Consider the following 23010-nt stretch of genomic DNA (forward strand, 5'->3'; position numbering starts at 1 on the left):
AGACGATCGCAACCGAACGACGAAGGGCGTCGACTGGCAATTCACGACCCAACAAGCCCGCGTGACACTGCGACGACTCTACCCCCAGCTTTTGGTGTGACAAGGGACTAGTCGGGGGCGGGGACGTTCCTTGCGAACTTGCGTTGCCCGGGTTGTGGGGGACCCACAACCCGGGCAACGCAAGTTCGCAAGGAACGTCCCCGCTTCCGGAAGCGTCCGCTAGCTTCCTGAGGTGCAGCAAAGCGGAGATTGTTTCGTCGTCGAGGGTGGTCGGCCCGTTTCTGGGACACTCCAGCCCGCCGGCAACAAGAACGAAGCGCTACCGGTCCTCGCAGCCTCCCTGCTGGCTCCAGGCCAGTCACGTCTCAGCAATGTGCCGGACATCCGGGATGTCTCCACGCAACTGCGCATCATGTCGGAAATGGGCGTCGTCACTACCAGGGATCCGGACACCGGCGATCTCCGGATCGACACGGCGCCCCTCGAAGGTACGGCGCCCAGCGCGGAACTTGGCCGAGCGATCCGGGGCTCGTTCCTGCTCGCGCCGGGCCTGCTCCATCGCACCGGCAGCGCGGTGCTTCCTCGCCCCGGCGGCGACCGCATCGGACGGCGCCGGATCGATACCCACCTGCACGCCCTGCGTCTGCTCGGGGCCGAGGTCGAGAGCCGCGAACGCCAGGTGCATCTCCGCCTCGACGGTCGCTTTCGCGGCACGGACATCTTCTTCGATGAAGCCAGCGTGATGGCGACCGAAAACGCCGTGATGGCAGCCACGGTTGCCGAGGGCCATACGCGCATCGCCAATGCGGCCTCCGAGCCCCACGTCCAGGGCCTTTGCCGATACCTGAACGCGATGGGTGCCCAGATCCGCGGCATCGGGACCAACATGCTCGAAATCGAGGGCGTCTCCGAACTTTCCCCCGCAGCCCATCGGGTTGGCCCGGATCACATCGAGATCGGCTCCTTCGTCGCCATCGCAGCGATGACCGGCGGCGCGCTCGAGGTCGTCGACGTCGTCCCCGATGATCTGCGCATGATGTTGATGGTCTTCGCGCGCCTGGGCGTCGAGACGCGCATCGACGGAACGACCTTGCGGGTTCCGGCCAAACAAGAACTCGTGATCCAGGACGATATGGACGGTGCAATCCCCAAGGTGGATGACGCGCCGTGGCCCGGCTTCCCGACCGACTTGAGTTCGATCGCCCTCGTACTCGCCACGCAAGCATCGGGCACCGTGCTGATCCACGAGAAGATGTTCGAGAACCGCCTCTTCTTCGTAGACCGCTTGATCACCATGGGTGCCCGGGTCGTGTTATGCGATCCGCACCGGGCTGTCGTCACCGGCCCGATCCGCCTTCAGGGCGAGACCATCACGTCTCCCGACATTCGTGCCGGAATGGCGCTCGTCGCGGCCGCGCTCTGCGCTGAAGGGCGTTCCGTGATCATGAATGCCCATCAGATCGACCGAGGCTATGAGCGCATCGATGAGCGACTGCGAAACCTCGGAGCCCATATCCACCGTACCTGAAGAGGTGGAGCGGCCGGGCTGAGGGGCGACCGCCGATCTCCTGCGGGTTCTGCGTGATCCCGGCCTAACCCGAGCTGTCTTCTCTTCCCCAGCGATTCCAATACGTGACCTGATTTGCCGGGCGGCGATTGGCAGGGCGGAGATTGGCCCCCGCCATGTGGCCGATGGGGAGAAGCACGGTCTGGGTCACACCTTCGGGAATGCCGAGGGCCTGGGCAGCCTCGGCTTCGTGGACGAGGTGGAGCGTGGTCCAGGTGCTTCCGATCCCGCGAGCCCGGAGGGCCACCATCAGGGACCACGCGGCCGGCAGTACCGAACCGTAGAACGCGACCCGCATGGCATTCGTTTCCATCGGCGGGGCGCCTTCGGCACAGACCAGGATCAATGCAGGGGTCGTCTCGAGGCGGTCGGCCAATTCCCTGGCGCGGGGCTTCGGACCACTCGAATCGGGTCGAAGGGCTGCATAGCTTTCCATCGCCCTGCGGTAGAGCGCAGCCAGCGCCGCCTTCGGTTCCGGCTCGTCGAGGACGAGGAAACGCCATGCCTCGAGGTTGGCGCCGGTGGGGGCCTGCACCGCGACGTTGATACAAGCATCGATCAGGCCCCGGTCGACCGGTCGCTCCCAATCGAGGCGCCGCCGGACGCTTCGGGTCGTCGAGAGGGCCCACTCTACCGAGTCGGCGAAGGCAGGGACGGTCTCGTCGGGTTGATCCATCTGCCCACTCTACCCCGCGCGGTGTGCGAGCCCGCGATGAAGGCTTCTGAAGCCCAGAGTCGCGGTTCCGCTGGCCAGAGCACAAGCCACGAGCGCGAAACCTCCCATTCCATCCCAGCCGGCCACACCCAGGAAGAGCCCCATGCCGAGAAACGGCGCGATGGCGCCGCGCAGGCCCGTCAGCGTTGCATGCAGGCCCATGTAGAGACCGGCCCGCTCCGGATGGGCGAAATCGTTGTGTCCGAGCTGCCAGGCCAGGATTCCCCCGCCGCGGGCGATGCCTAGCATCGTCCTGCCGACCGCGATCCATGCAAGCGATCCGGTGATCGCACCCACACCGGTGAGTGCCTGGGAAACGGCCCACAACCAGCTGTGATGAGATCGGAACTCGGTAATGTGGACGCGATCGATGTATCCGGCCCAGAGGGGAATCGTCACGATCGCCAACGCCATCGGGATGACGGTCAGCAGGCCAATACTCACGGTGTAGCTCGCCGCGAGTTGGCGCGAGACCACGTAGAGCACGATGGGCTCTGTCATCATGTTCGAAACGCCCAACAGGAATTGCCAGGCGAGGTAGCGTGCGAAGGTCGGATCGGTGCGTAGGATGCGCAGCGCGGCTAGTGGGCCGGCATCCTCTCTTCGGCTCTCCGCGCCGATCGCGACCGAGCCACGGGTCTCCTCCCCAGTCAACTCCACTCGCGCAAAGGCCAGCACACCGGGGAGGATCAGAAGCGCGGCACCGGCGTAGATCAGCCGGAACGCGTTCGGATCGCGATCGAGAATCAGTCCGCCGGCGAGCGACGTGGCGATCAGCACCAGACTGGAGATCACGGTCAGACGCGAGGTCACCCGGGCGCGCACTTCCGCTGGATAGTTGACCGTCCAGATGACGCTGCGAACCGTCACCACGCCGCCAATCACGAGGCGGCTCGCAACCAGGGCAGCAATCAGCAGCCAACCCCCGAGTGCACCCGCGGGCACCCATGCCACCGAGGCCACCAATGCCAGCAGCAGGACGTTCATCCCGACCAGGAGCGGAACCTTGCGCCGGCCCTCCGCGAAACGCGCCCACAGCACGCTCGACAGATTCCCGAACATCGGTGCGGCGCTGATCAGTGCCAGGGCCGCGGGATGAACGTGGAAGGTCTTGTCGGCGATCACCCCGACGAAGCCGCCCTCCATGACCGAGATGGAGATGGGCAGGAAGAACTGGGCGAGCCGTTCCTGGCGATAGCTGCGCGCCGCCGCATCGGGAAGCTGGGGCCGGCGAAGCCGTTGGAATCGATTCGTCTTTCCGATCAGCCCAGCATCCTACCGGCTGAACGCATGAGTTCAGGAATTGCGACAGCGTGGGGACAAGCCGTGGCGCACGGCGCTCCCGAGCACGAGAGGCAAGGCGCCGCGTCCCGACGAAGCGTCGCATATTCCTCCCTGCCGAGTTCCAGATCGCCGTAGTCCGCTGCGTACATTCGAGTGCGAAGCACCTGCGAGATCTCGACTCCGGTCGGACAGGCTGCCTCACACTCCGCGCAGCCATAGCGGCATTGGCTCCGCTCGGTTCTGCGGGCGTATCGGGTAAGCAGGCCGGCGTCGGCAGGATGTGGAGCGTCCCAACCGGATGCCATCAGATACTCATCCACCTGCTCGAGATTCTTCATCGTAATGATGGCCGCATCGACGAATGTGCTGGCAAGGGTCCAGCGCAGAGCTGCCTGGCCGAATGTCGCCCCAGCGCCTTCGTACGGCCGCATATCGTTCTGGCGCGCACCGCGAAGCGTCTTCATCGCCACGACACCGACCTTCTTCTCCTTGGCGCGTGCCAGTACACGCGGAAGGTCGGGCTGCCGGGCGACGAAATCGAACCGGCCAATGAACCTCTCATAGAACGCCGGATCCTGCCCGAAGTTGTATCCGACCAGCACGACATCGACATGGTCGGTGTCGAGCGCGCGATCGATGCATTCGACCAGCCTGCCACCATGCCCGGACAACCCGGTGAAACGAATCTTGCCCTGCTGCTTCGCGCGGGTCGCAAACTCGAGCCACTCCTCGTTCTCGAGCCGGCGCACATCGTTCACGGCATGCTGGAAGTAGATATCCACACGATCGGTCGCCAGACGTTCGAGGCTTCCTTCGAGGTGGGACATCAGTTCGTCACGGGTGTCGGACCGCCCGTCCTGCACCTTGCTGGTGAGAACGATGCGATCGCGATCTCCGGCCAACGCTCGGCCGAGTGTGCGTTCGGCCTCGCCCCCCTTGTAGCTTTCGGCCGTATCGAAGAAGGTGACTCCGCGATCCAACGCCCGGCCCACGAGCGCTTCGTCACCGGCCAGGCGGCTGCTGCCGAAGCCGATATCGCTGATCTCGAGACCTGTCCGTCCGAGCCGAACCGTGCGGCGAATCGCCGGCTGCGGAGCCGGGGCAGCGACGGCGGCCAGGGGCGTGAAGGCAGCCCCCATCCCGAGACCAGAGGCCAGGGCCGTCCCCCGGCGCAGTAGCTCCCGTCGGTCGATCTCTGTCATCGCGGGCCTCCCCATGCAGCGTAGCGCTCCGCTGAGATCGGCAATTTCCCTTGTGAATCAAAGACTTAGTGGATTCACGCAGATACGGCTCAAGTTGCCGATCGGTGGGGACGAACACTCACCCAAGCCCCCCGGGAGAACACCATGGCCGCATCAGCCTGGACCGTCCCCGGCCCCAATATGGGTCCCACTGGAGAGCTGGCTCCGCCGGCTCTCCCCATCCCCGCGCAATCGCGTCGCGGTGCTCGTAGATGGCTCGCGTGGTCCTTCCTGCCCACTCCTTTCCTGGGCTTCGCCCTGGGTGTGAGCTTGGCCATCGCCCAGGCACCGCCAAGTGAGCTGCCCGAGGGTCGCGTCGGGGCACCGCCACCTGCCCTCACCTGGCCCGTCCGGGAGCTGGAGCCCCGCTTCTGGAAGCCCGCCGGATCGACGGCCGTTCGACCCACGCCCCGTTTCAGCCAACGCAGGTATCACCCACCGGTACGGTTTGCGGCCAGGCCGACGTTGGTGCCATAGAGCTGAGCCTCAGCCCTCAGCCGGAGCGTCACCCTCTCCGAGGGTTTCGGCCGAACCCTCCGCCGCAGCCTCCCGTGCTGCCCGTCGCACACGCGCAGGGCCGCGGTTGTCTCTACGGCCGCGAAGAAGCAGGGCCACGTCTTCGACGACCAGATGCGCGCAGGGCACGAAGAAGAGTGTGATCAAGCTGGCGAAGATCACACCGAAGCCGAGCGCGATGGCCATCGGGATCATGAAGCGTGCAGACATGCCGCGCTCGAGCATCATCGGGGAGAGACCGACGAAGGTGGTGAGTGAGGTCAGCATGATCGCTCGCAGGCGGGCTCGCCCGGCGTCGCGAACGGCCTCGGCCAGCCGCGCGCCCTGGCTGCGCAAGCGATTCATGTGGTCGACGAGAACGAGGCTTGCGTTCACGACCACACCTGAAAGCGCCACGAAGCCGATGATCGAGTACATGCTGAAGTCGTACCCGAGCAGCATGTGGCCTGCGATGGCGCCGACCAGGCCGAAGGGAATGGCGGTCATGATGATGAGCGGCTGGATGTAGGAACGCAGCGGAACGGCGAGCAGTGCGTAGATCACCAGGAAGGCGAGCACCTGGCCACGCAACATGGCCGACATGAAGATCCGCTGCTCGGCCTGCTCTCCCTCGAAGGAGTGATGCACGCCCGGGTAGCCTGCCAGCAGCTCGGGGAGAACCTGCTCCTCGAGTTCGCCGACGATCTCGTTTGCGTTGGCCACAGCGACATCCACGTCGGCGGAGACCGTTACGATGCGTTGACGATCCACACGCCGAATGGCCGAGAAGCCTCTTCCAAGCTCCGCAGCGGCCACCGACGTGAATGGGACTTCGTCACCTTCCCGGGTGCGGATGCGCATGGCCTCCACATCCCCCAGCGAACGTCGGCGCTCGGCCGGGTACCGCACCATGACCTTCACTTCGTCTCGCCCGCGCTGGAGACGCTGGGCTTCCTCGCCGTGAAACGCCTGGCGAACCTGGCGGCCGACATCCTGGAGCGAAACGCCAAGAGCCTCCGCCGAGGGAAGAACACTGAACTGAAGCTCCTGCTTGCCGCCCCGAAACGAATCGGAAATGTCGAACACTCCCGGATAGGCAGAAAGGCGCCCCTTCAGATCGCTGGCGGCTTGCCTCAAACTTTCCAGATCGTTGCCACGAAGCTCGAGTTCGATCGGCATTCCAGCCGAAATGAGACTGTTGCGGAAGCCCAGCTCTTCGGCACCGGCGATGGTTCCGACCCGCTCACGCCAGCGCCGCTGCATCTCGTTCGTACCAACAGCCCGGGTCTCGGGACCCATCAACTCGACCTGCACCTCACCCAGGTTGGCTGCGCTGCCGCCAGCGGCGAGATTCGGCAGAGGACCGGAGTGGCGGGAGGACGGCTGTTCGCCCACGGTCGTCTTCATGTGGACAAAGATGCTTTCGCCCCCGCCAGCCGTCTCCGCATCGGCCTCAGCCTGGATTTCCCTGGCAGTGGCTTGCAGGTGCTCGATGGCGCGGGCGGTTTCCTCCACTGGCGTGCCCGGTGCCATGGTCAGGGTCGCGCTGATCACATCTCCCTCGACCGGCTCCTGGAAGGTGAAACGCAGCCAGCCTCCTGCCAGGAGGCCCACGCTGAACAGCAACAGCGAAAGCGCCACCGCGATCGTCAGGTATCGCCACTCCAGACACCACTCGAGGGCGGGCCGATAGCGATGCTCGATCATCGTCTCGAGCCCCTGGGCCACGCGATCCTGGAACGCGCGCCAACCGCGGGACACCCGATGGGTCGGTTCATCGCTCGGCCGGCTCTTCCCATGCCCCAGATGTGCCGGGAGAACGAACATGGCCTCGACCAGGGAGAAGAGCAGGCACGCGATCACGACCGTCGGAAGAACAGAGGTGAGCTTGCCCATCGAACCCGGGATGAAGAGCATCGGTGCGAACGCAGCGATGGTCGTGAACACTCCAAAAAAGACCGGAACAGCGATTCCCTGGGCACCTCGAATCGCACCCGTGAGCTTGTTTCCCGTGCGGAGCTGCTCGGTATAGGTGTTCTCGCCCACCACGATGGCGTCGTCCACGACGATCCCGAGCACGACGATGAAGCCCAGCAGCGAGATCCAATTGATCGTCTGGTCGAGGCTCGGAAGGATCGCCAAGGCTCCGAGAAAAGCGATCGGAATGCCGAGGCTCACCCAGAGCGCGAGCCGAAGGCGCAGGAAGATCGCGAGTACGGCCACGACCAACAAGAATCCGCTGCGGGCGTTGCGGAACATGCTGCCCAGGCGATCGTCGAGGAAATCCCCGGCATTCATCCAGATCGTTACGAAGATCCCAGGGGGAAGGTCCGTCTTCGATCCTGCGACGTATCGCTTCACGGCGTTGGAAACGTCGAGCATCTTCTCATCGCCAACCTGGTAGACCTGCACCATCGCCGCAGGCTCACCGTCGAACGTCGAGTACTGGTCGGTCTCTGCGAAGCCGTCCGTCACCGTTGCGACGTCGCCAACCTTGAGGCGGGTTCCATCGCGGCGGGAAACCAACGCGATCTGCTCGAACGCCGTCCCCTCCGTGGCCTTTCCCTTGGCGCGCAGCAGGATCTCCCCACCCGCAGCGCGGACCGAGCCTCCCGGCTGATCGATCGACGATCGGCGCACGGCATTCGCCACATCGTCGAAGCTCACGCCGAAGCGTTGGAGCGCTTCTTCCGACACCTCGATCTTGATCTCGTAGGGGCGGACAGATGCCACGGAGACCTGGCTGATCTCGGGCAGTGCCGTTAGCTCATCCCGCACCTGCTCAGCGGCATGCTTCAGTGTGCGCTCATCGACGGCGCCGGAGACCGCAATCGCGAGCACGATGCGGCCGATTTCGGCCTGTTTGACGATCGGGCTCTTCGCTTCGTCGGGAAATCCCTCGATGGCATCGACCCGAGCGCGAACGTCGGCGAGCCTGCGGCTGAGATCCTCGCCCGCGCGCATCTCGACGACGACCGAGGCCATGCCTTCGGAAGCAGTCGATCGCACGCGTTTGATGCCGGGAAGCCCATCCAGGGCTTCCTCGATCCGGATCGCGATTGCTTCCTCCACCTCGTCGGGCGAAGCGCCCGGGTAGACGACGCTGATCGTGACGATGTCGAGATCGACATCCGGAACCATCTCCTGCCCGATGGTCGGAATCGTGATCATCCCGCCAACCACCAGCAATGCCATCAGGAGGTTCGCGGCAACGTGGTTCTCGGCGAACCACGCGATCGCGCGGTTCACGATCCAGGCTCCGTTCGCATGGGCTCGGAGCGAACTTCCATGCCCTCGACCAGCATGGCGAGAGCCCGTGTGGCCACCTGCTCGCCCTCCTCGAGGCCTTCGCCAACCAGGATGCGATCTCCGATGGCGCGTAGCACCTCGACCTGGCGTAGATGAACCGTCGACGACTCCGCATCGACGAGCAGCAATTGGTCTTCCCCTCGCAGAGCAGCGCGAGGCAGATCGAAGACGGACTCCACGCGACGCCCTTCGATCTCGGCTTCGACGAAGAGACCCACCGGAAGCTGCGGCGTCTCTCCACTCGGATCCAGGTCGATCCGGGCAACGGCCACGACCATGCGCGTTCGGGAATCGAGCGCTCCTTCCGTCCGAACCAGGCGGCCCTCCCAGCGTTGCTTGCTGCCCGCGAAATGACCGGTGAGGGTCACGTGCGGAGCCTGGTCCGTGCCCGGCTCACCGAGATCGATGAACGCCAGCTCTTCGCTGGGGATCGGTAGACGAACTTCGACCGCGTGGCTGGAGTAGATACGAGCGGCTCCGGTGCCGCGGGATGCGAACATTCCGACGGAGAGAGCCGGGACTCGTATCGTGCCGTCGAAGGGCGCACGCACTTCGGTGCGCTCCAGGTCGAGTTCGGCCACGGCCAGTGCAGCGCGTGCTTCTCGCAGGGTCGCTGCGGCCACGCCGGCACGGCTCTCCGCTTCATCGAGGGAAGCAGGGCTCGTCGCTCCGACGTCGTGCAGCGTCTTCCGTCGGGCCTCGGTGGCCTTGGCCAACCGGTGCTCACTGACGGCTCTCTCGACACCCGCGCGCGCCCGCTCCAGTGCGTTCTCGAAATCGCGAGGATCGATTCGAAGAAGAGGGTCGCCGGCGACGAACGTTCCCCCTGCCTCCAGGGCCTGGGAAATCCAGACGACGCGGCCCGCAACCTCTACGACCAACTGCGTCTCGAGCCGCGGTTCGACCGTGCCCTGCGCACGAACATGAAGTTGCACCGGTTGCGCCTCTGCGATCGTGACGGCCACGGTCTGCAACCGTTCGGCAATCTCGCGGGGCTCATCTCGGGGCTCGATGGCGACCAGGCCGGTCGTTGCAAGAAGGCCAGCGCAGAGCACCAGTACGGGGGCCAGGGCTTTCGGCCCGATCTTTCGGAGGGTCCGCGGCATTGTCTCTCGCGGCCGTGCGTGCGGCTATCTCGGGTTGTGTTTTGGGGGGGGGCTGCGCCCCGAGGTTCCATTCACCCGACCGATCGTCCGGGTGTGTCTGGGACATCGGCAGAATGGGGGCAGAGGATGAGCAGGCCCTTTGAGCCTGGCGTCGGCTCGGATCGATCGTCTACGAGCCTCCCCGCGGGGCCATTCAAGCCAACACCGGTTTGGCGTGCGACCATCCGGAGATGCCGCGCCTAAGCCAGCTCAGCCGCTCCATTGCAGGTCGAATTGCTCTCATCACGGGGGCCGCCAGCGGCATGGGGCGAGCGACGGCCCACCTGTTTTCCGACGAAGGCGCAAAGGTCGCCGTCTGCGACCTGAACGAGGAAGGCACCGCAGCGGTGGTGAAGGAGATCCGGGGCGCCGGCGGTGAGGCGATCGGCCTCCCCTGCGATGTTTCCGACCGCAAGGCAGCAGCCGAACTCGTCTATCGGGTCGTGGAGCACTTCGGCGGCCTCCAGATCCTCATCAACAACGCTGGGATCAGTCCAGGCACCGCGCTCGATGCGGAGGAGTTTTCGGCAGTCTGGGATCGGACGCTGGCTGTGAACCTCACGGCGCACGTCGAACTGATCCGCGCCGCATTGCCTCATCTACAGGCGGATAGGGCTGGACGGATCGTCAACATTGCGTCGACGGAGGGCCTCGGCGCGACCGCCGGCATTCCCAACTACACGGCCAGCAAGCACGGGGTCGTGGGGCTCACGAAATCACTCGCGGTGCAACTCGGCGCCCAGGGTGTGACCGTCAACTGCGTGTGCCCGGGGCCCATTCGTACCGGCATGACGGCCGCCATCCCGGACCCGATGAAGGAGAAGTTCGCGCGTAGGCGTGTTCCGGCGAAGCGCTACGGGGAGCCGGAGGAGGTCGCGCACGCGACGCTATCCCTCGTGCTTCCCGCCGCATCGTTCATCAACGGTGCAATCCTCCCGGTCGACGGTGGTCTCGTCATCCAGAACACCTAGGGCGCCAGTCTGGAGTCCGTTGGGAGAGGATGCCGCTCGGCGGCACGGCTAGATCCAGGGGGGATTGGCGAAGCTGCGAGCGGCTACCGCTTGCTCGGGGTGCAACCCCGCCATCGCACCGATGCGGTTCGCCAGTACACGGCCGAAGGCGGGAATCAGGCCGTCGGCGTAGGCGAGTTCCCAAGCCAGACCCATGATGCGCATCCGCTGGTTCGTGTCGAATGCATCGCGAACCTGTGCCGCGGCCTCGTGGGCGTCACGATCCGAATCATTCTCGGCTGCCCTAACGATCATCCAGGCTTGTCGCCGGGTCACCCCGAAGAGATCCCGGATGCCGCGGCGAAGCGTGCGACGCTCGGCCTCGATCGAATCCGCATCCCCGTAGGCAGTCGTCGCCAGAAATCGGGCTGTGGCTACCTGGATCCTTCTACAAACCGGGACGCCCAACCGGGTGTACGCCAGGGGAGCGCCGCCCACCCATCGGTTGCGCGCGCGCCCTATCCAGCGACGTGCGACCGCCCCGCTCGGGCGCGGTGCCGTACTCAGCATTTCCAACTCGGTTCGCTCCTGTTGCGTCACCCGGATTTCATGCCCCTGCGCGCGCGGTCAGATGCGCACATCCTAGTACGTCTGGGCCGACCATTGCGCTACTTCATTCGATGCCGGCATTCGCGCGCGGTTTCACCCCGAGGGGAATCGTTCGATTGGCAGCCAGGCGTTGCCGGGCCATCATCGGCGGATGCTGTCGATCGGCCCCCCGCTCCAGGCCCAACGCCGCGGTTTCTCAGCCGCCGACCCCGGATCCGACTCCGCCGTCCACGGGTGGAGGATCCTGCTGGCCCAAGCTCGCGCCGCAGATGAGGACGGCATGGATCGGCCCGTCGTGTCCGACCACGCCGCATCTGGCAAGAAACCCCCGCCCCGCGCCTGTCAAGGCGAACGTCACGGATCCTCAGGTCCGCGTTCCGATTCCGGCCGACCCATACGCCAGACGCTAGGCCTTCGTTGAAGAGACTATCCGTCTTCCTGGCGTCACGGCTTCTCGAGGAGATCCAAAGGGATTTCGATGAAGCCTTCGATACGATCCATGTCGACACGCGGGAGCCAGCAAGAAATCTCGCCGAGATGGATTCGTCCTTCGATGCGCTTCTGGTCTCGATCGACACACCGCTTCCGGCGCGAGAAATCGAAATGCTGCCCGATTCTGTGCGGGCCATTGCAACCTATTCCGTGGGCACAGACCACATCGATCTCGCTGCCGCGAAGCGCAGGGGCATCGCCGTCTTCAACACGCCCGGTGTGCTTTCCGACTCCGTCGCCGAGAATGCCATCTTCTTGATGCTAGGCGCAGCGCGCAGGGCAACCGAGAGCATCACTCTACTTCGAAGCGGCGCATGGGAGGGCTGGAGTGCGACCCAGCTCGTGGGCACCGAACTTTTCGGCAAGCGGCTTGGAATCGTCGGGCTCGGCGATATTGGCGGACGAATCGCGCTCCGCGCCCAGGCATTCGGAATGGAGATCCTCTACACGAACCGCAAGCCGCTCCCCGCAAACCATCACGTCCGTGGACACTTCTTCGATTCTCCTGCTGCACTGATCGCCGAGTCGGATATCTTCCTGCTCGCTTGTCCCTCCACACCCGAGACCCTTCGATTGGTCGATGCAAGACTGCTGGCGCGGGCGCGGCCAGGACTCATCCTGGTGAACATCGCCCGTGGCGACCTGGTGGATGACGAGGCCCTGATCGAGGCCCTGCGCGACGGACGAGTCGGCGCGGCGGGCCTCGACGTGTTCTCCGGTGAACCCGAAGTCGACCCGGCCTTCTTCGGGTTGCCCAACCTGTTCATGCTGCCCCATATCGGCAGCTCTACGATCGAAGCCCGGCGCCGAATGGGGAAGATCCTCATCGCGGCACTCGAGTCCTGGGCCCAGGGGGGCTCCCCGAAGAGCCAGGTGTGCGGATAGAATGCCTCACCAGCGAACACCCCAAGGAGAGAAGGCCGCCTTGCCTGTACACAACGTCGGTGGACCCCTGGCGGGGTTACGGGTCGTCGAGCTCTCGAACGAGATCACCGGGCCGTATGCGGGCAAGCTCTTCGCCGACGCCGGTGCGGACGTCGTCAAGGTCGAACCGCTCCTCGGCGATCCCCTGCGACGCTGGACCGCTTCTGGGCAAGCGCTTGGCAAGCACGAGAGCGGCGCCCTCTTCGAGTACTTGAATTCTGGCAAGCGAGGAATCGTCGCCGATCTCGGGAGCGAGGCGGATCGCGATGTCGTTCGCCAGCTCGCGTTGGGCGCGGATGTGGTGATCGAGAGCTTCGGCCCGGGCGGTGCGGAGAGCTTCGGGCTCGGCTGGGATGCGATCCATGCGAAGAACCCCCACACGACGCTCGTCTCGATCTCTCCGTGGGGCAGCGCGGGCCCCTGGGCAGGTCGGCCTAGCACCGAGTTCACGCTCCAGGCAGCAACCGGCTCGACCGGGCAACGCGGGTTGCCGTCGCGAGGTCCGGTGGGCTCCGGCGGCCGCATCGGCGAATGGATCCCCGGAGTCTACGCGGCCGTCGGCGGCCTGACCGGCTGGCTCTCGGCGCGGCGGACTGGGAATGGCCACCACGTCGACCTCTCGATGTTCGAATGCCTCTGCCTGTGCATGACGATCTTTCACGATCTGAACTCGCAATTCTTCCCCGGCCCCCTGCCCCAGTCGATCGATACCCCCTCCATCGAACCTGCGAAGGACGGCTGGGTGGGCCTGTGCACGGTCACCGGCCAGCAGTGGAAGGACTTCTGCGCATTGATCGGCCAGGCAGAATTGGCCGAGGACATGCGCTTCTACGACGCCAAGGCACGGATGGAGCACATCGATTTCATCCACGGAATCGTCCACGCCTACACCCAGGAGCATACGGTCGACGAGATCATCGAGCTGATGAGTCTGGCGCGAATCCCGGTCAATCCGCTCGGCAACGGCCAAACGCTGTTGGAGATGGATCATTTGAAGGAGCGTCAGGTCTTCCTGGAAAACCCGGCCGGCTTCCGACAACCGCGCCCGCCCTATCGCCTGGGCAGTGATAAGCGGATCCTCGAGGTTCGGCCGGCACCGGGACTGGGTGAGCACACGGACGAGATCCGAACCGAGCTCACGGCGCCGAATCCTGCCCCACCCGAGGGAGGGGGACCTCTGCCTTTCGAAGGCTTGCGCGTGCTCGACCTCACGGCCTTCTGGGCTGGGCCGGTTGGAACGAGCTACCTGGCTGAGCTCGGGGCCGACGTGATCAAGCTCGAGTCCATCCAGCGCCCCGATGCCATGCGCTTCGCCGGCTCGGTGATGAACGAAACGATGTGGGAGTTCAACCCGATCCACCACGGTTGCAACTCGAGCAAGCGCAACCTCACACTTCACCTCGACTCCGAGGAAGGGATGGCGTTGGCCAGGCAATTGATGGCCAAGGCCGACGTCGTCGTCGAGAACTTCTCACCGCGGGTGATGGAGAACTGGGGACTCGACTGGGAAACGATTCACGAACTGAATCCACGCACGATCCTTGTTCGCATGCCTTCGTTTGGTCTCGATGGTCCTTGGCGAGATCGTGTCGGCTTCGCCATGAACATCGAGCAGGTGAGCGGCCTCGCCTGGCTGACGGGCTATGACGATCTTCCCCTGGTCGTGCGGGGCGCTTGCGATCCGATGGGAGGGCAGCACGCGGTCTTCGCGCTCATGCTTGCGCTCGAGGAGAGGCGGAGAACAGGCGAAGGGCAGTTGGTGGAGGTCCCGCTCATGGAGCCGGCTCTCAACATCACCGCGGAGCAGGTCATCGAGTGGTCCGCCTACGGTGAGCTGGCCCTACGCGAGGAGAACCGCGGGCCCGCAGCAGCACCCCAAGGTGTCTACCCATGCTCGGATCGGGACGAGATGGATGCGGGGCCGGGTTGGGTCGCGATTGCCGTGGCCACGGATGAACAATGGGAAGCCCTTCGGCGTGCACTCGGCGATCCAGCTTGGGCGCGAGACCCGGTGCTGGCCACGAGGGAGGGACGGAGGGAGGCTCACGACGCGATCGACCGGGAGCTCCGCCGCTGGACTTCTGGGCGCGAACGCCACGCTGCGGCGGAAACAATGCGTGCTGCCGGGGTGCCGGCCGAAGAATGCATCAACCCGCACAACCTGTTCCCGAACCCCCAGCTCGAACACCGGGGCTTCTTCCAGGTCATGGAGCACTCCCTCGTCGGACCGGTCCGCTACCCGGGCCTTCCGATGGGCTTTTCCGGATTGCCCCGCGCGCTGCGGCGAGCTCCGACACCGCTGCTCGGCCAGCATAACGAGGAAATCCTGGGCGAAGAGCTGGGTCTTTCCGATGGCGAGATCGAGAAGCTGCGCGACAGCAAGGTGATCGGGACGCGCCCGGCGTTCATGGAGGCGGAGGACTAGAACCCGCTTGCTCGGATCCAGTGCCAACAATGGCCTCTGCTTGGCAGTTCCGATCCAATCGACCACACTCGCCCCTCCTGGAATGGAAGGAAGGGCAGTGTCTGCCAGCGAAGTGAATCGCCAGCGGGCTGCGAAGCTTGCAAGAGAACGTCAGCAACAGCTGACCAAGCCTGCGGGTAGCCTCGGACGCCTGGAAGCCATTGCCGTACAGCTGGCTGCCATCCAACAGAACCCACTTCCCGAGGCGCGGCCTGCAGCTGCGTTGATTTTTGCGGCCGACCATCCGGTCACGGTCCACGGCGTCTCCGCCTACCCCCAGGAGGTGACCCGTTCGATGCTCGGCAACCTGGCGCGAGGAGGAGCAGCAGCCGCGGTTCTTGCGAGAACGATCGGAGTTCCATTGACGGTGCTGGATGTAGGCGTCGCAGGAGCCCCGGAGAAGGCGGTCGCAACGCCTCGACATCCGGTCGCGGACCACTTGCGAGGCGATCTGCGGAACGACGATGCCATGTCCAAAGAGACCGCAGACCTTGCCCTGAATGCAGGAGAAGACGCAGTCCGTGCGCTCGACGACAAGACCCGCATCTTGATGTTAGGCGAGATCGGCATCGGGAACACGACAGCCGCAGCGGCGGTTGCGGCTGCACTATTGGGCCAAGAGGCCTCCGCATTGGTCGGCCCCGGAACCGGCGTTGACGGACCAGGCATGAAGAGGAAAATCGCTGTCGTGAACGATGCGCTCGCCCGGGTCGCAACGAGCGGCCCTGCGGGGCCGAAGGACGTTCTTCGCCGCCTTGGAGGCCCGGAACTTGCGGCACTCGTCGGAGCGATGCGCCGAGCATGCGCACGCGACATGACCATCCTCGTCGATGGCTACTCGGTTTCGATTGCCGCCCTCGTGGCCTGCCGCGTCGAACCCGAAGTGCGCGAGCATCTGATGTTCTGCCACCGCTCCGCCGAGCCGGGGCACGAGATCGTCTTGCGGGAATTGAATGCGGAGCCGCTCCTCGAATTGGGGATGCGACTGGGAGAGGCCACCGGTGCCCTGGCCGCCTTCCCGTTGATCGAAGCCGCTTGTCTCCTGCACTCGCAGATGGCGACGTTCGAAGAAGCGTCCGTGCCTACCGCGCTGCCACGAACGGACCCCTCATGAGCCTGCCCGTTCGGGCAACCCGCGCCGCCATCGCCTTCTTGACCCGCATCCCGATCGGCGAGGCGCCGGTCACCGACGAGGAATCGCTCTGGGCGCCCGCGTATTTCCCTCTCGTCGGTGCTGGCCTGGGGTTGGCGGCAGCGATGGTCCATATGTCGAGCTTCCCCTTGGGAGCGGGACCCGCCGCAGTCATCTCCGTGGCTGCCGGCCTGCTCATGACAGGGGCGTTCCACGAAGACGGCCTTGCGGACACGGCAGATGCACTCGGAGGCTCGCTCGAGGATCGGGAACGCCTGCTCGAAATCCTGAAGGACAGCCGGATCGGTGTGTTCGGAGCCTCGGCTCTCGTCGTCAGCCTGGCCCTGCAGTTTTCGTTGCTCACAGAGTTGGGAACGGGCGCGCCACTGGGCCTGGTTCTCGCCCACTCCCTCTCCCGGATCGCACCCGTCTGGCAACTCGCGACCCTTCCGTACATCACGCCAGTCGAAACTTCCCGAAGTTCGGAGGTGGCGACGAGTGGCCCGACACAAGCCTGGCGGGCAACGTGGATCGGCATGGGCCTGCTCGTCGCCGACTTGCTCTTCACCAAGCTCTCGCTTGCAACGGCCCTTGGCATCGTCGGGAGCCTGTTCGGCTTGGGGCTGCTTTCCGCCTGGCGCTACCAAGAGCGTGCCGGCGGAGTGTGTGGTGATTTTCTCGGTGCGACCCAACAGCTCGGCCAGGTAGCGGTACTCGCCGTCCTCGTGCTCGATGGGAGCCTCCGGGGTTGACGCTCCTGGTCGCGCGGCACGCGCAGGTCGAAGCCGCCGGCCTCTGCTACGGCCGCCACGACGTACCGACGCGCCAAGGCCCTGACTCAGCGGCCCGGGAGATCTTCCAGACCCTGGGTGAGCATCGCACGCGGATCGCTGCAGTCTGGTCTTCACCGGCGAAGCGTTGCCGCCTTCCAGCAGAAACCCTTGCTGGTCTCCTCGACGTCCCTGTTCGCCTCTCCGACGATCTCCAGGAACTCGACTACGGCCAGTGGGAAGGCCAGCGCTGGGACATCCTCGAGCGCGACGACAGCGAACGATTGAAGCAGTGGCTGGACGCTTGGCAGACCGAGGCGCCACCAGACGGTGAAAGGGTCGTCGATCTAGAACGACGGGTTCGCCGCTGGCTCGAAGCCAACGGAACGGGCCAACTCATCGTGGCTCATGCCGGAGTGATCCGAGCACTCTCCGTGATCCTTCGAGACCTTTCCTGGGAAGAAGCCATGGCGCGAGAAATCGAGCACCTGAAGGTCGAGATCTTCGAAGGATCCGATTAGCCCTGAACCGCCAGTCGCTCGTCGGCCTGGAGGCCGCTACGTTGCGCCGCCCCTCGAAGCAGGCCGGAGCGAACCAACATGGACATCTACGAGGCCATTCGCAGTCGACGTGACGTCCGCAAGTTCCGCTCGGATGAGGTCGCCGACCACATCTTGGAGAGGATCCTCCAGGCCGGGCACCAGGCGCCCTCCGTGGGCTTCTCCCAACCCTGGCGCTTCCTGTTGATTCGCAGCCTCGATACCCGCAAAGCCGTACGGCGTCTCTTCGACGAAGCCAACGAACGGGCGAGTGCCGCCTACACAGGGGAGCGTCGCAAGCTCTATGACAGTTTCAAGCTGGAAGGCATCCTCGAAGCACCACTGAATCTCTGCGTGCTATGCGATCGGCGCACGGCGGAGCCGACGCTCGGAGCCCAGTCGATTCCGGAAACGGACGTGTTCAGCACCTGCCTCGCGATCGAGAACCTGTGGCTGGCCGCCCGTGCCGAAGGCGTGGGCATCGGCTGGGTCAGCATCGTCGAGCCAAAGGCCCTCCGCAGCCTGCTCGAACTCCCCGACGGCGTGGAGATCGTGGGCTACCTCTGCGTCGGCTACCCGGAAGCCTTTCTCGAACGCCCCTTGCTCGAGAAAGTGGGATGGCGCGATCGCATGCCGCTCGAAGAGATCGTGTACGAGGAGCGCTTCGAATCGAAACCCCCTCAGCGCAGGAAGCCGAGCTGACCCGACATCCCAGGGTTGACAAGACGCGTCCGAAGCCATCATGCTCCCAGGCGGAGTTCAGGGTGATGGCGAGCAATGACTCGCCAGACGAGGAAGGGAAGGACCCGTTCCAAAGAGGGAAGTCGGTCGGAATCCGACGCGGACCCGCCACGGTAGGCGGCCCAACGCCCTCGCCACGAGCCACTGGCGATTCACGCTGGGAAGGCGGCGAGGGACATGGTCGCGAGCCCGGAGACCTACCCCGAGCGCTCGACAAATCATGAACCTGCTGTCTCGGGTAAGGACGTGCGGGTGCGGGGCCTTTTCGTTCCCTCACCGCGCGAACGGACGCTGGCTCCGAAATCCTCGTCGCGCTGAACTCGCGCGTCGAATGGTGGCTCCCCTGCATTCATGCGTGGGAAACCCCCGATGGATCCAGGCGTCGCGGCCATTCCCGGGAAGCGCAACCTCGGGAGAGATGGGATGCGTGGGTCTTGGAGAATCTGGAATCATTGCGGCGTCGTACTTCTCAGCGTCGTCGTAGCAAACGGCGCCTGGGCGGAGGAGCCGATCGCGACTCCGGAAGAACCGATCATCGAAGTGCCCCCGGTCCGCGTCGAGGGGCGGCGGCTGCTCGAGCCTCGTTTCAGGGGTAGCGATGCACGAACGGTCATCGAGCGCGAAGAGATCGAGGCCCAGGAGCCTCAAGCGCTGGTCGACCTGCTTCGCCAGCGCGCGGGCGTCGAAGTCCGGTCGAGCGGCGGGCCGGGCAAGGCCACATCCGTCTCGATCCGCGGTTCCAATTCGAATCAGGTCCGCGTGCTCGTCGACGGAGTCCTGGTCGGTTCTTCGACATTGGGTTCTTACGACTGGGCCAACCTGTCGTCCCATGACATCGAGCGCGTCGAAATCCTGCGCGGGCCTCAAACGACCATCTTCGGCGCGAGCGCGATGGGAGGCGTGATCCAGATCTTCACGCGCAAGCCGGAACCTGGGATTTCGGCTTCGGCCAGGGCCGGCTACGGCAACCTCGGGCACCGAACGGGGGCGGTCAGCGTCTCCGGAGGGACCGAGTCCGGCATTTGGGCCTCGTTCGCCATGGAACACACCACGATCAATGGTGTCTCCGCAGTCATTCCGGATCCTGAACCGGATTCCAGCCCAGAGACCGATCCGTTTCGCGACACCTCCACCTCGGCACAGATCTCGGTACCGGTGGGCAGAGGCCGGGCTCGATTCTTCTGGCGGCGCGCGGATGCCCAGACCGAGCTCGACAATTTCTCGTCGGACAACGAATCCTTCGATCAAGATACCCGCCAGCGGAGCATGGGTGTCGACTGGCAGCATCCGGTCACGGACACATGGGAGACACGCCTGCTGCTGGCCCAACACGACGATCGGATCGTCGGTGAGGATCCGATCTTCGCGTTCAACAACTACGACATCGAATCCAAGCGGAGGCAGCTCGTATGGACCAACGACGTGGTCTGGGGCAATTTCAGCTTTCTCGGCGGGGTCGACCTGGAGAAGGAGCGGGCCGTCAACGAAGCGGTCGACATCCGCGAAGGCACACGCCGAACGGGCCTGTTTGGCCAGCTCCGCTACGACAATGAGCGGGTGGGCGCTTCGATGGGCGTGCGACGCGAGTGGAACAACCGCAGTGACGACAAATGGACCTACCAGCTTGGAGGTCGCGTCACGTTGCTAGAGGGCCTCGATCTGCTGGCCAATTTCGGGACGGCCTTCCGGCCGCCGACCTTGAACGAGTTGTTCTTCATGGACGCGTTTTCGTCTGGGAACCGCGATCTCGTGCCCGAAACCTCCCGTGGCGGCGATCTTGGCCTGCGCTGGACCGGCGTCTGCGAAAGTGGTTTCCGCTGGAACGCCGACGTTCGCGCCTTTCATCAGTCGTACGAAGACCTGATCCAGTTTCGAGACCGGGGCGACTTCTTCTTCGTCGCGGAGAATGTCGAACGAGCGCGCATGAGCGGCGCGGAGGTGAGCTTCCGATTCGATTGGAAATCGCTCTGGATCTCGACCAGCTACACGCGGCTGCGCACTCGCGACACGGAGGGTTTCCATCTGGCCCGCCGAGCGCGCAACTTCGGTCGCCTCTCGGTGGGCGGAGAATGGTGGGATCGCTTCCGTGCCGAAGTGATTCTGCATGCCGTCGGGAGGAGCTTCAGCAGCTCGCGAAATCGGCTTCCGATCAAGGGCTATTGGACGGCCGATGTGCACCTGAGTGCGGAAATCACCTCCTACCTCACGGCACGCCTCGCGGTGCGGAACCTGACGAACCATGGCTACGAAGAAGTCTGGGGCCGTGGCACCCTGCCCCGAAACGCCTTCTTCAGCCTCGAAGTGGCCTACTGAAATGTGCCGGGCGGGAAGGGTGAGGACAGCGCGGTTCGCGCTCGCCTTGCTCTTCCTCGTCGCATCGCCCGGCTTCGCCGAAGAACGCATCCTGGCTCTGGCACCGCACGTCGTAGAGACCCTCTACGCCGTCGGTGCCGGGCCGGAGATCGTCGGAGCGGTTTCGTTCAGCGACTACCCGGATGAGGCCAAGGCGCTCCCCCGGGTGGGCAACTATCGGAAGGTCACCGTAGAAGCCGCCATCCGCTTGCGGCCGACGCTCGCCATCGCGATGGACGACGGTGTCATCGGCCTGGACAAGCTTCGGGAGCTCGGCATTCGCGTCGAGGTTTCCCATCCGACGACCGTCCTGGGCGTCGCGGATGATATCGTCCGGCTGGGCAAGATGACGGGGCACGGTGCAGAGGCCATGCGGGTGGCCGATTCGATTCGCAAACGACTGGAGATCCTGCGCAACCGACGGCGGAAACCCATGCCGCGTGTGTTCTACGAAATCTGGCACGATCCCCTCGTCACAGCCGGAGGCGGTGGCTTCATTTCGAGCGCGCTTCTCGAGATCGGAGCGCGGAACATCTTCGAGGATCTTTCTGCAGATAGTCCGAGGGTCAGCATCGAGGCCGTCCTTCGCGCGAAGCCCGACGTCCTGGTCATTCCAGACGAAGCGCGGAATGTCGGCGAGCGGGCTCGGACCTGGCGAGAGCTGATGGAAAAACCCGACCAGATCGTCGTCCGGGCCGATCACGATCTCCTCCACCGACCCGGCCCGCGCCTGATCGACGGGATGGAGCTCTTGCAGCGCGATCTTCATACCGCGCTCGACCACGCGACGACCACGCCATGAGCGATGCGCTGATGATCCTCGGGACGGCCTCCGGCGTCGGGAAGTCGCTGCTGACGGCCGGCCTATGCAGGCTCGTTCACCGCGCGGGCATCCGCGTCGCACCCTTCAAGCCCCAGAACATGAGCAACAATGCGGCCGCATGCCCGGGCGGCGGCGAGATCGGTCGCGCCCAGGCGTTGCAGGCCCTGGCTTGCGGGCTGGAACCCCGCGTCGACATGAATCCTGTACTGATCAAGCCCGAGGGCGATCAGAAGGCGCAGCTCATCCTGCTCGGCAAGCCACACGGCACGCTCTGGGCTTCTCGCTTCAGACAAGACCGCGAGGTTCTCCTTCCGGAAGTACTGGCCGCCTTCGACCGCCTGCGCTCCGAGTTCGACTTCGTCTGGATCGAGGGGGCCGGCTCACCCTCCGAGCCGAACCTCCGAGAAGGAGACATCGCCAACTTCGGTTTCGCGGAAGCCGCGGATGTGGACGCCTGGCTGATTGGAGACATCGACCGTGGCGGCGTATTCGCCGCCTTGTTGGGCTCTCTTGCGGCCCTCGATGAACGGGATCGCGCACGAATCCGGGCACTCGTCATCAATCGTTTTCGCGGGAACCTGGAACTCCTGGGTGGGGCCCTGGGTTGGTTGGAGGAGCGATGCGCCCTCCCCCTGCTCGGGGTGGTTCCGATGATCGAGGATCTCTGTCTCCCGGAAGAAGACGCCCCCTTTTCCTCCGCCAATTGGAGCCCGGGCGACGCGCCGAGAGGAAAGGTCGTCGCCGTGCAGTACCCGACCGCCAGCAACCTCAGCGATCTGGATGCACTCTCCCTGGTTTCGGACCTGGACGTGAGAATCACCCGCAATCCGGACGAACTGAGGGGAGCCGATCTGATCGTCCTGCCCGGCTCCAAGGCCGTCCGGCGCGATCTCGGTTGGCTCCGCCAACACGGATTCGTCGAAAACATCGAGAAGCACATCCGCTACGGCGGACGCGTGCTGGGGATCTGCGGCGGCTTGCAGATGCTGGGCTCATCCATCGACGATCCGGAAGGACTCGAAGGCGGAGGCTCCTCCGCCGGTCTCGACTGGCTCCCGATCCGCACGGAACTCCTCGCCGAAAAACACGTCGCGCCCGTCGAATTCGAGGTTTCCTGGCCCGAGCGCGGGAAAGTCGTCGGCTACGAGATTCATCACGGCGCCACCACCCGCAGTCGCGCGGAGCCGCCATTTCACGCAACCTCCGAGGACGGTCGCATCCTCGGCACCTACGTCCATGGGCTCTTCGATCACGCACCCTATCGCGATGCCGTGCTTCGCGCGTGGTTCGGCGCCGGGCTGGTCGCAACGGAAGAACTCTCCGAGCGTTGGGAACGCGATCTCGACCGGCTTGCGGACGTGCTCGCCGAAAGCCTCGACCTCTCGGACCTGGAGACGCGGCTCGGAGTAACGCTCACGTGACGGTCCTGATCGCTTTGCTCGTCGGATGGACGCGACT

At 64.9% G+C, this 23010-nt stretch carries 18 protein-coding genes and 1 riboswitch; of the genes, 12 read left to right on the plus strand and 6 right to left on the minus strand.

Annotation, left to right across the window (positions count from 1 at the left end; genetic code table 11):
- Positions 1–232 precede the first annotated feature (232 nt).
- On the plus strand, positions 233–1528 hold the full coding sequence (gene murA, locus GY937_10525) for a UDP-N-acetylglucosamine 1-carboxyvinyltransferase (protein ID MCP5057145.1): 1296 nt from the start codon (positions 233–235) through the stop codon (positions 1526–1528).
- Positions 1529–1592: 64 nt separating this feature from the next.
- On the opposite strand, the gene GY937_10530 is transcribed toward murA, so the two are convergent.
- From GY937_10530 to GY937_10540, 3 genes are all read right to left on the minus strand, one after another.
- The gene (locus GY937_10530) at positions 1593–2243 is read right to left on the minus strand and encodes a nitroreductase family protein (GenBank protein MCP5057146.1); all 651 of its coding nucleotides are present in this window, start codon (positions 2241–2243) and stop codon (positions 1593–1595) included.
- A 9-nt stretch (positions 2244–2252) separates the two neighbouring features.
- Positions 2253–3428: an MFS transporter gene (locus GY937_10535; GenBank protein ID MCP5057147.1), complete on the minus strand. Its 1176-nt coding sequence runs from the start codon at positions 3426–3428 to the stop codon at positions 2253–2255.
- Positions 3429–3544: 116 nt separating this feature from the next.
- On the minus strand, positions 3545–4768 hold the full coding sequence (locus tag GY937_10540) for a hypothetical protein (GenBank protein ID MCP5057148.1): 1224 nt from the start codon (positions 4766–4768) through the stop codon (positions 3545–3547).
- Positions 4769–4912: 144 nt separating this feature from the next.
- Between GY937_10540 and GY937_10545 the strand changes: the two genes are divergently transcribed.
- Positions 4913–5284 (plus strand): hypothetical protein, encoded by a 372-nt coding sequence (locus tag GY937_10545; protein MCP5057149.1) that lies wholly within the window; start codon positions 4913–4915, stop codon positions 5282–5284.
- Between the two features lie 9 nt (positions 5285–5293).
- On the opposite strand, the gene GY937_10550 is transcribed toward GY937_10545, so the two are convergent.
- Together GY937_10550 and GY937_10555 are read right to left on the minus strand one after the other, a co-directional pair.
- Entirely contained in the window at positions 5294–8551 is a 3258-nt protein-coding gene (locus GY937_10550) for an efflux RND transporter permease subunit (protein ID MCP5057150.1), read from the minus strand.
- Positions 8548–9717: an efflux RND transporter periplasmic adaptor subunit gene (locus tag GY937_10555; GenBank protein ID MCP5057151.1), complete on the minus strand. Its 1170-nt coding sequence runs from the start codon at positions 9715–9717 to the stop codon at positions 8548–8550. The genes GY937_10550 and GY937_10555 overlap by 4 nt, the downstream gene beginning before the upstream one ends.
- A 230-nt stretch (positions 9718–9947) precedes the next feature.
- Between GY937_10555 and GY937_10560 the strand changes: the two genes are divergently transcribed.
- The gene (locus GY937_10560) at positions 9948–10727 is read left to right on the plus strand and encodes an SDR family oxidoreductase (protein ID MCP5057152.1); all 780 of its coding nucleotides are present in this window, start codon (positions 9948–9950) and stop codon (positions 10725–10727) included.
- A 48-nt stretch (positions 10728–10775) separates the two neighbouring features.
- Here GY937_10560 and GY937_10565 read toward each other — a convergent pair whose 3' ends face one another.
- The gene (locus GY937_10565; GenBank protein ID MCP5057153.1) at positions 10776–11276 is read right to left on the minus strand and encodes a hypothetical protein; all 501 of its coding nucleotides are present in this window, start codon (positions 11274–11276) and stop codon (positions 10776–10778) included.
- A gap of 456 nt (positions 11277–11732) precedes the next feature.
- On the opposite strand from GY937_10565, the gene GY937_10570 reads away from it, so the two are divergent.
- The 9 genes from GY937_10570 (at position 11733) to GY937_10610 (ending at position 22973) form a co-directional block, all read left to right on the plus strand.
- On the plus strand, positions 11733–12692 hold the full coding sequence (locus GY937_10570) for a D-glycerate dehydrogenase (protein MCP5057154.1): 960 nt from the start codon (positions 11733–11735) through the stop codon (positions 12690–12692).
- A gap of 1 nt (position 12693) precedes the next feature.
- A complete protein-coding gene (locus tag GY937_10575) occupies positions 12694–15156 on the plus strand; it encodes a CoA transferase (protein ID MCP5057155.1) in 2463 nt (820 codons plus the stop codon).
- Between the two features lie 82 nt (positions 15157–15238).
- Positions 15239–16309 carry a nicotinate-nucleotide--dimethylbenzimidazole phosphoribosyltransferase gene (cobT, locus tag GY937_10580; GenBank protein ID MCP5057156.1) on the plus strand — a complete coding sequence of 357 codons (1071 nt, stop codon included), beginning with the start codon at positions 15239–15241 and terminating at the stop codon, positions 16307–16309.
- Entirely contained in the window at positions 16306–17079 is a 774-nt protein-coding gene (locus GY937_10585) for an adenosylcobinamide-GDP ribazoletransferase (protein ID MCP5057157.1), read from the plus strand. The genes cobT and GY937_10585 overlap by 4 nt, the downstream gene beginning before the upstream one ends.
- Positions 17076–17618 (plus strand): phosphoglycerate mutase, encoded by a 543-nt coding sequence (locus GY937_10590; GenBank protein MCP5057158.1) that lies wholly within the window; start codon positions 17076–17078, stop codon positions 17616–17618. Before GY937_10585 ends, GY937_10590 begins: the two co-directional genes overlap by 4 nt.
- A 78-nt stretch (positions 17619–17696) precedes the next feature.
- Positions 17697–18338 carry a 5,6-dimethylbenzimidazole synthase gene (bluB, locus tag GY937_10595; protein MCP5057159.1) on the plus strand — a complete coding sequence of 214 codons (642 nt, stop codon included), beginning with the start codon at positions 17697–17699 and terminating at the stop codon, positions 18336–18338.
- Between the two features lie 73 nt (positions 18339–18411).
- A riboswitch (cobalamin riboswitch) is annotated at positions 18412–18597 on the plus strand.
- Positions 18598–18728: 131 nt separating this feature from the next.
- A complete protein-coding gene (locus GY937_10600; protein ID MCP5057160.1) occupies positions 18729–20690 on the plus strand; it encodes a TonB-dependent receptor in 1962 nt (653 codons plus the stop codon).
- Positions 20691–20709: 19 nt separating this feature from the next.
- Entirely contained in the window at positions 20710–21531 is an 822-nt protein-coding gene (locus GY937_10605; protein ID MCP5057161.1) for a cobalamin-binding protein, read from the plus strand.
- On the plus strand, positions 21528–22973 hold the full coding sequence (locus GY937_10610) for a cobyric acid synthase (GenBank protein ID MCP5057162.1): 1446 nt from the start codon (positions 21528–21530) through the stop codon (positions 22971–22973). Before GY937_10605 ends, GY937_10610 begins: the two co-directional genes overlap by 4 nt.
- The last annotated feature ends 37 nt before the right edge of the window (positions 22974–23010 follow it).

The sequence above is a fragment of the bacterium genome (genome assembly GCA_024228115.1).
Lineage (GTDB): Bacteria > Myxococcota_A > UBA9160 > UBA9160 > UBA6930.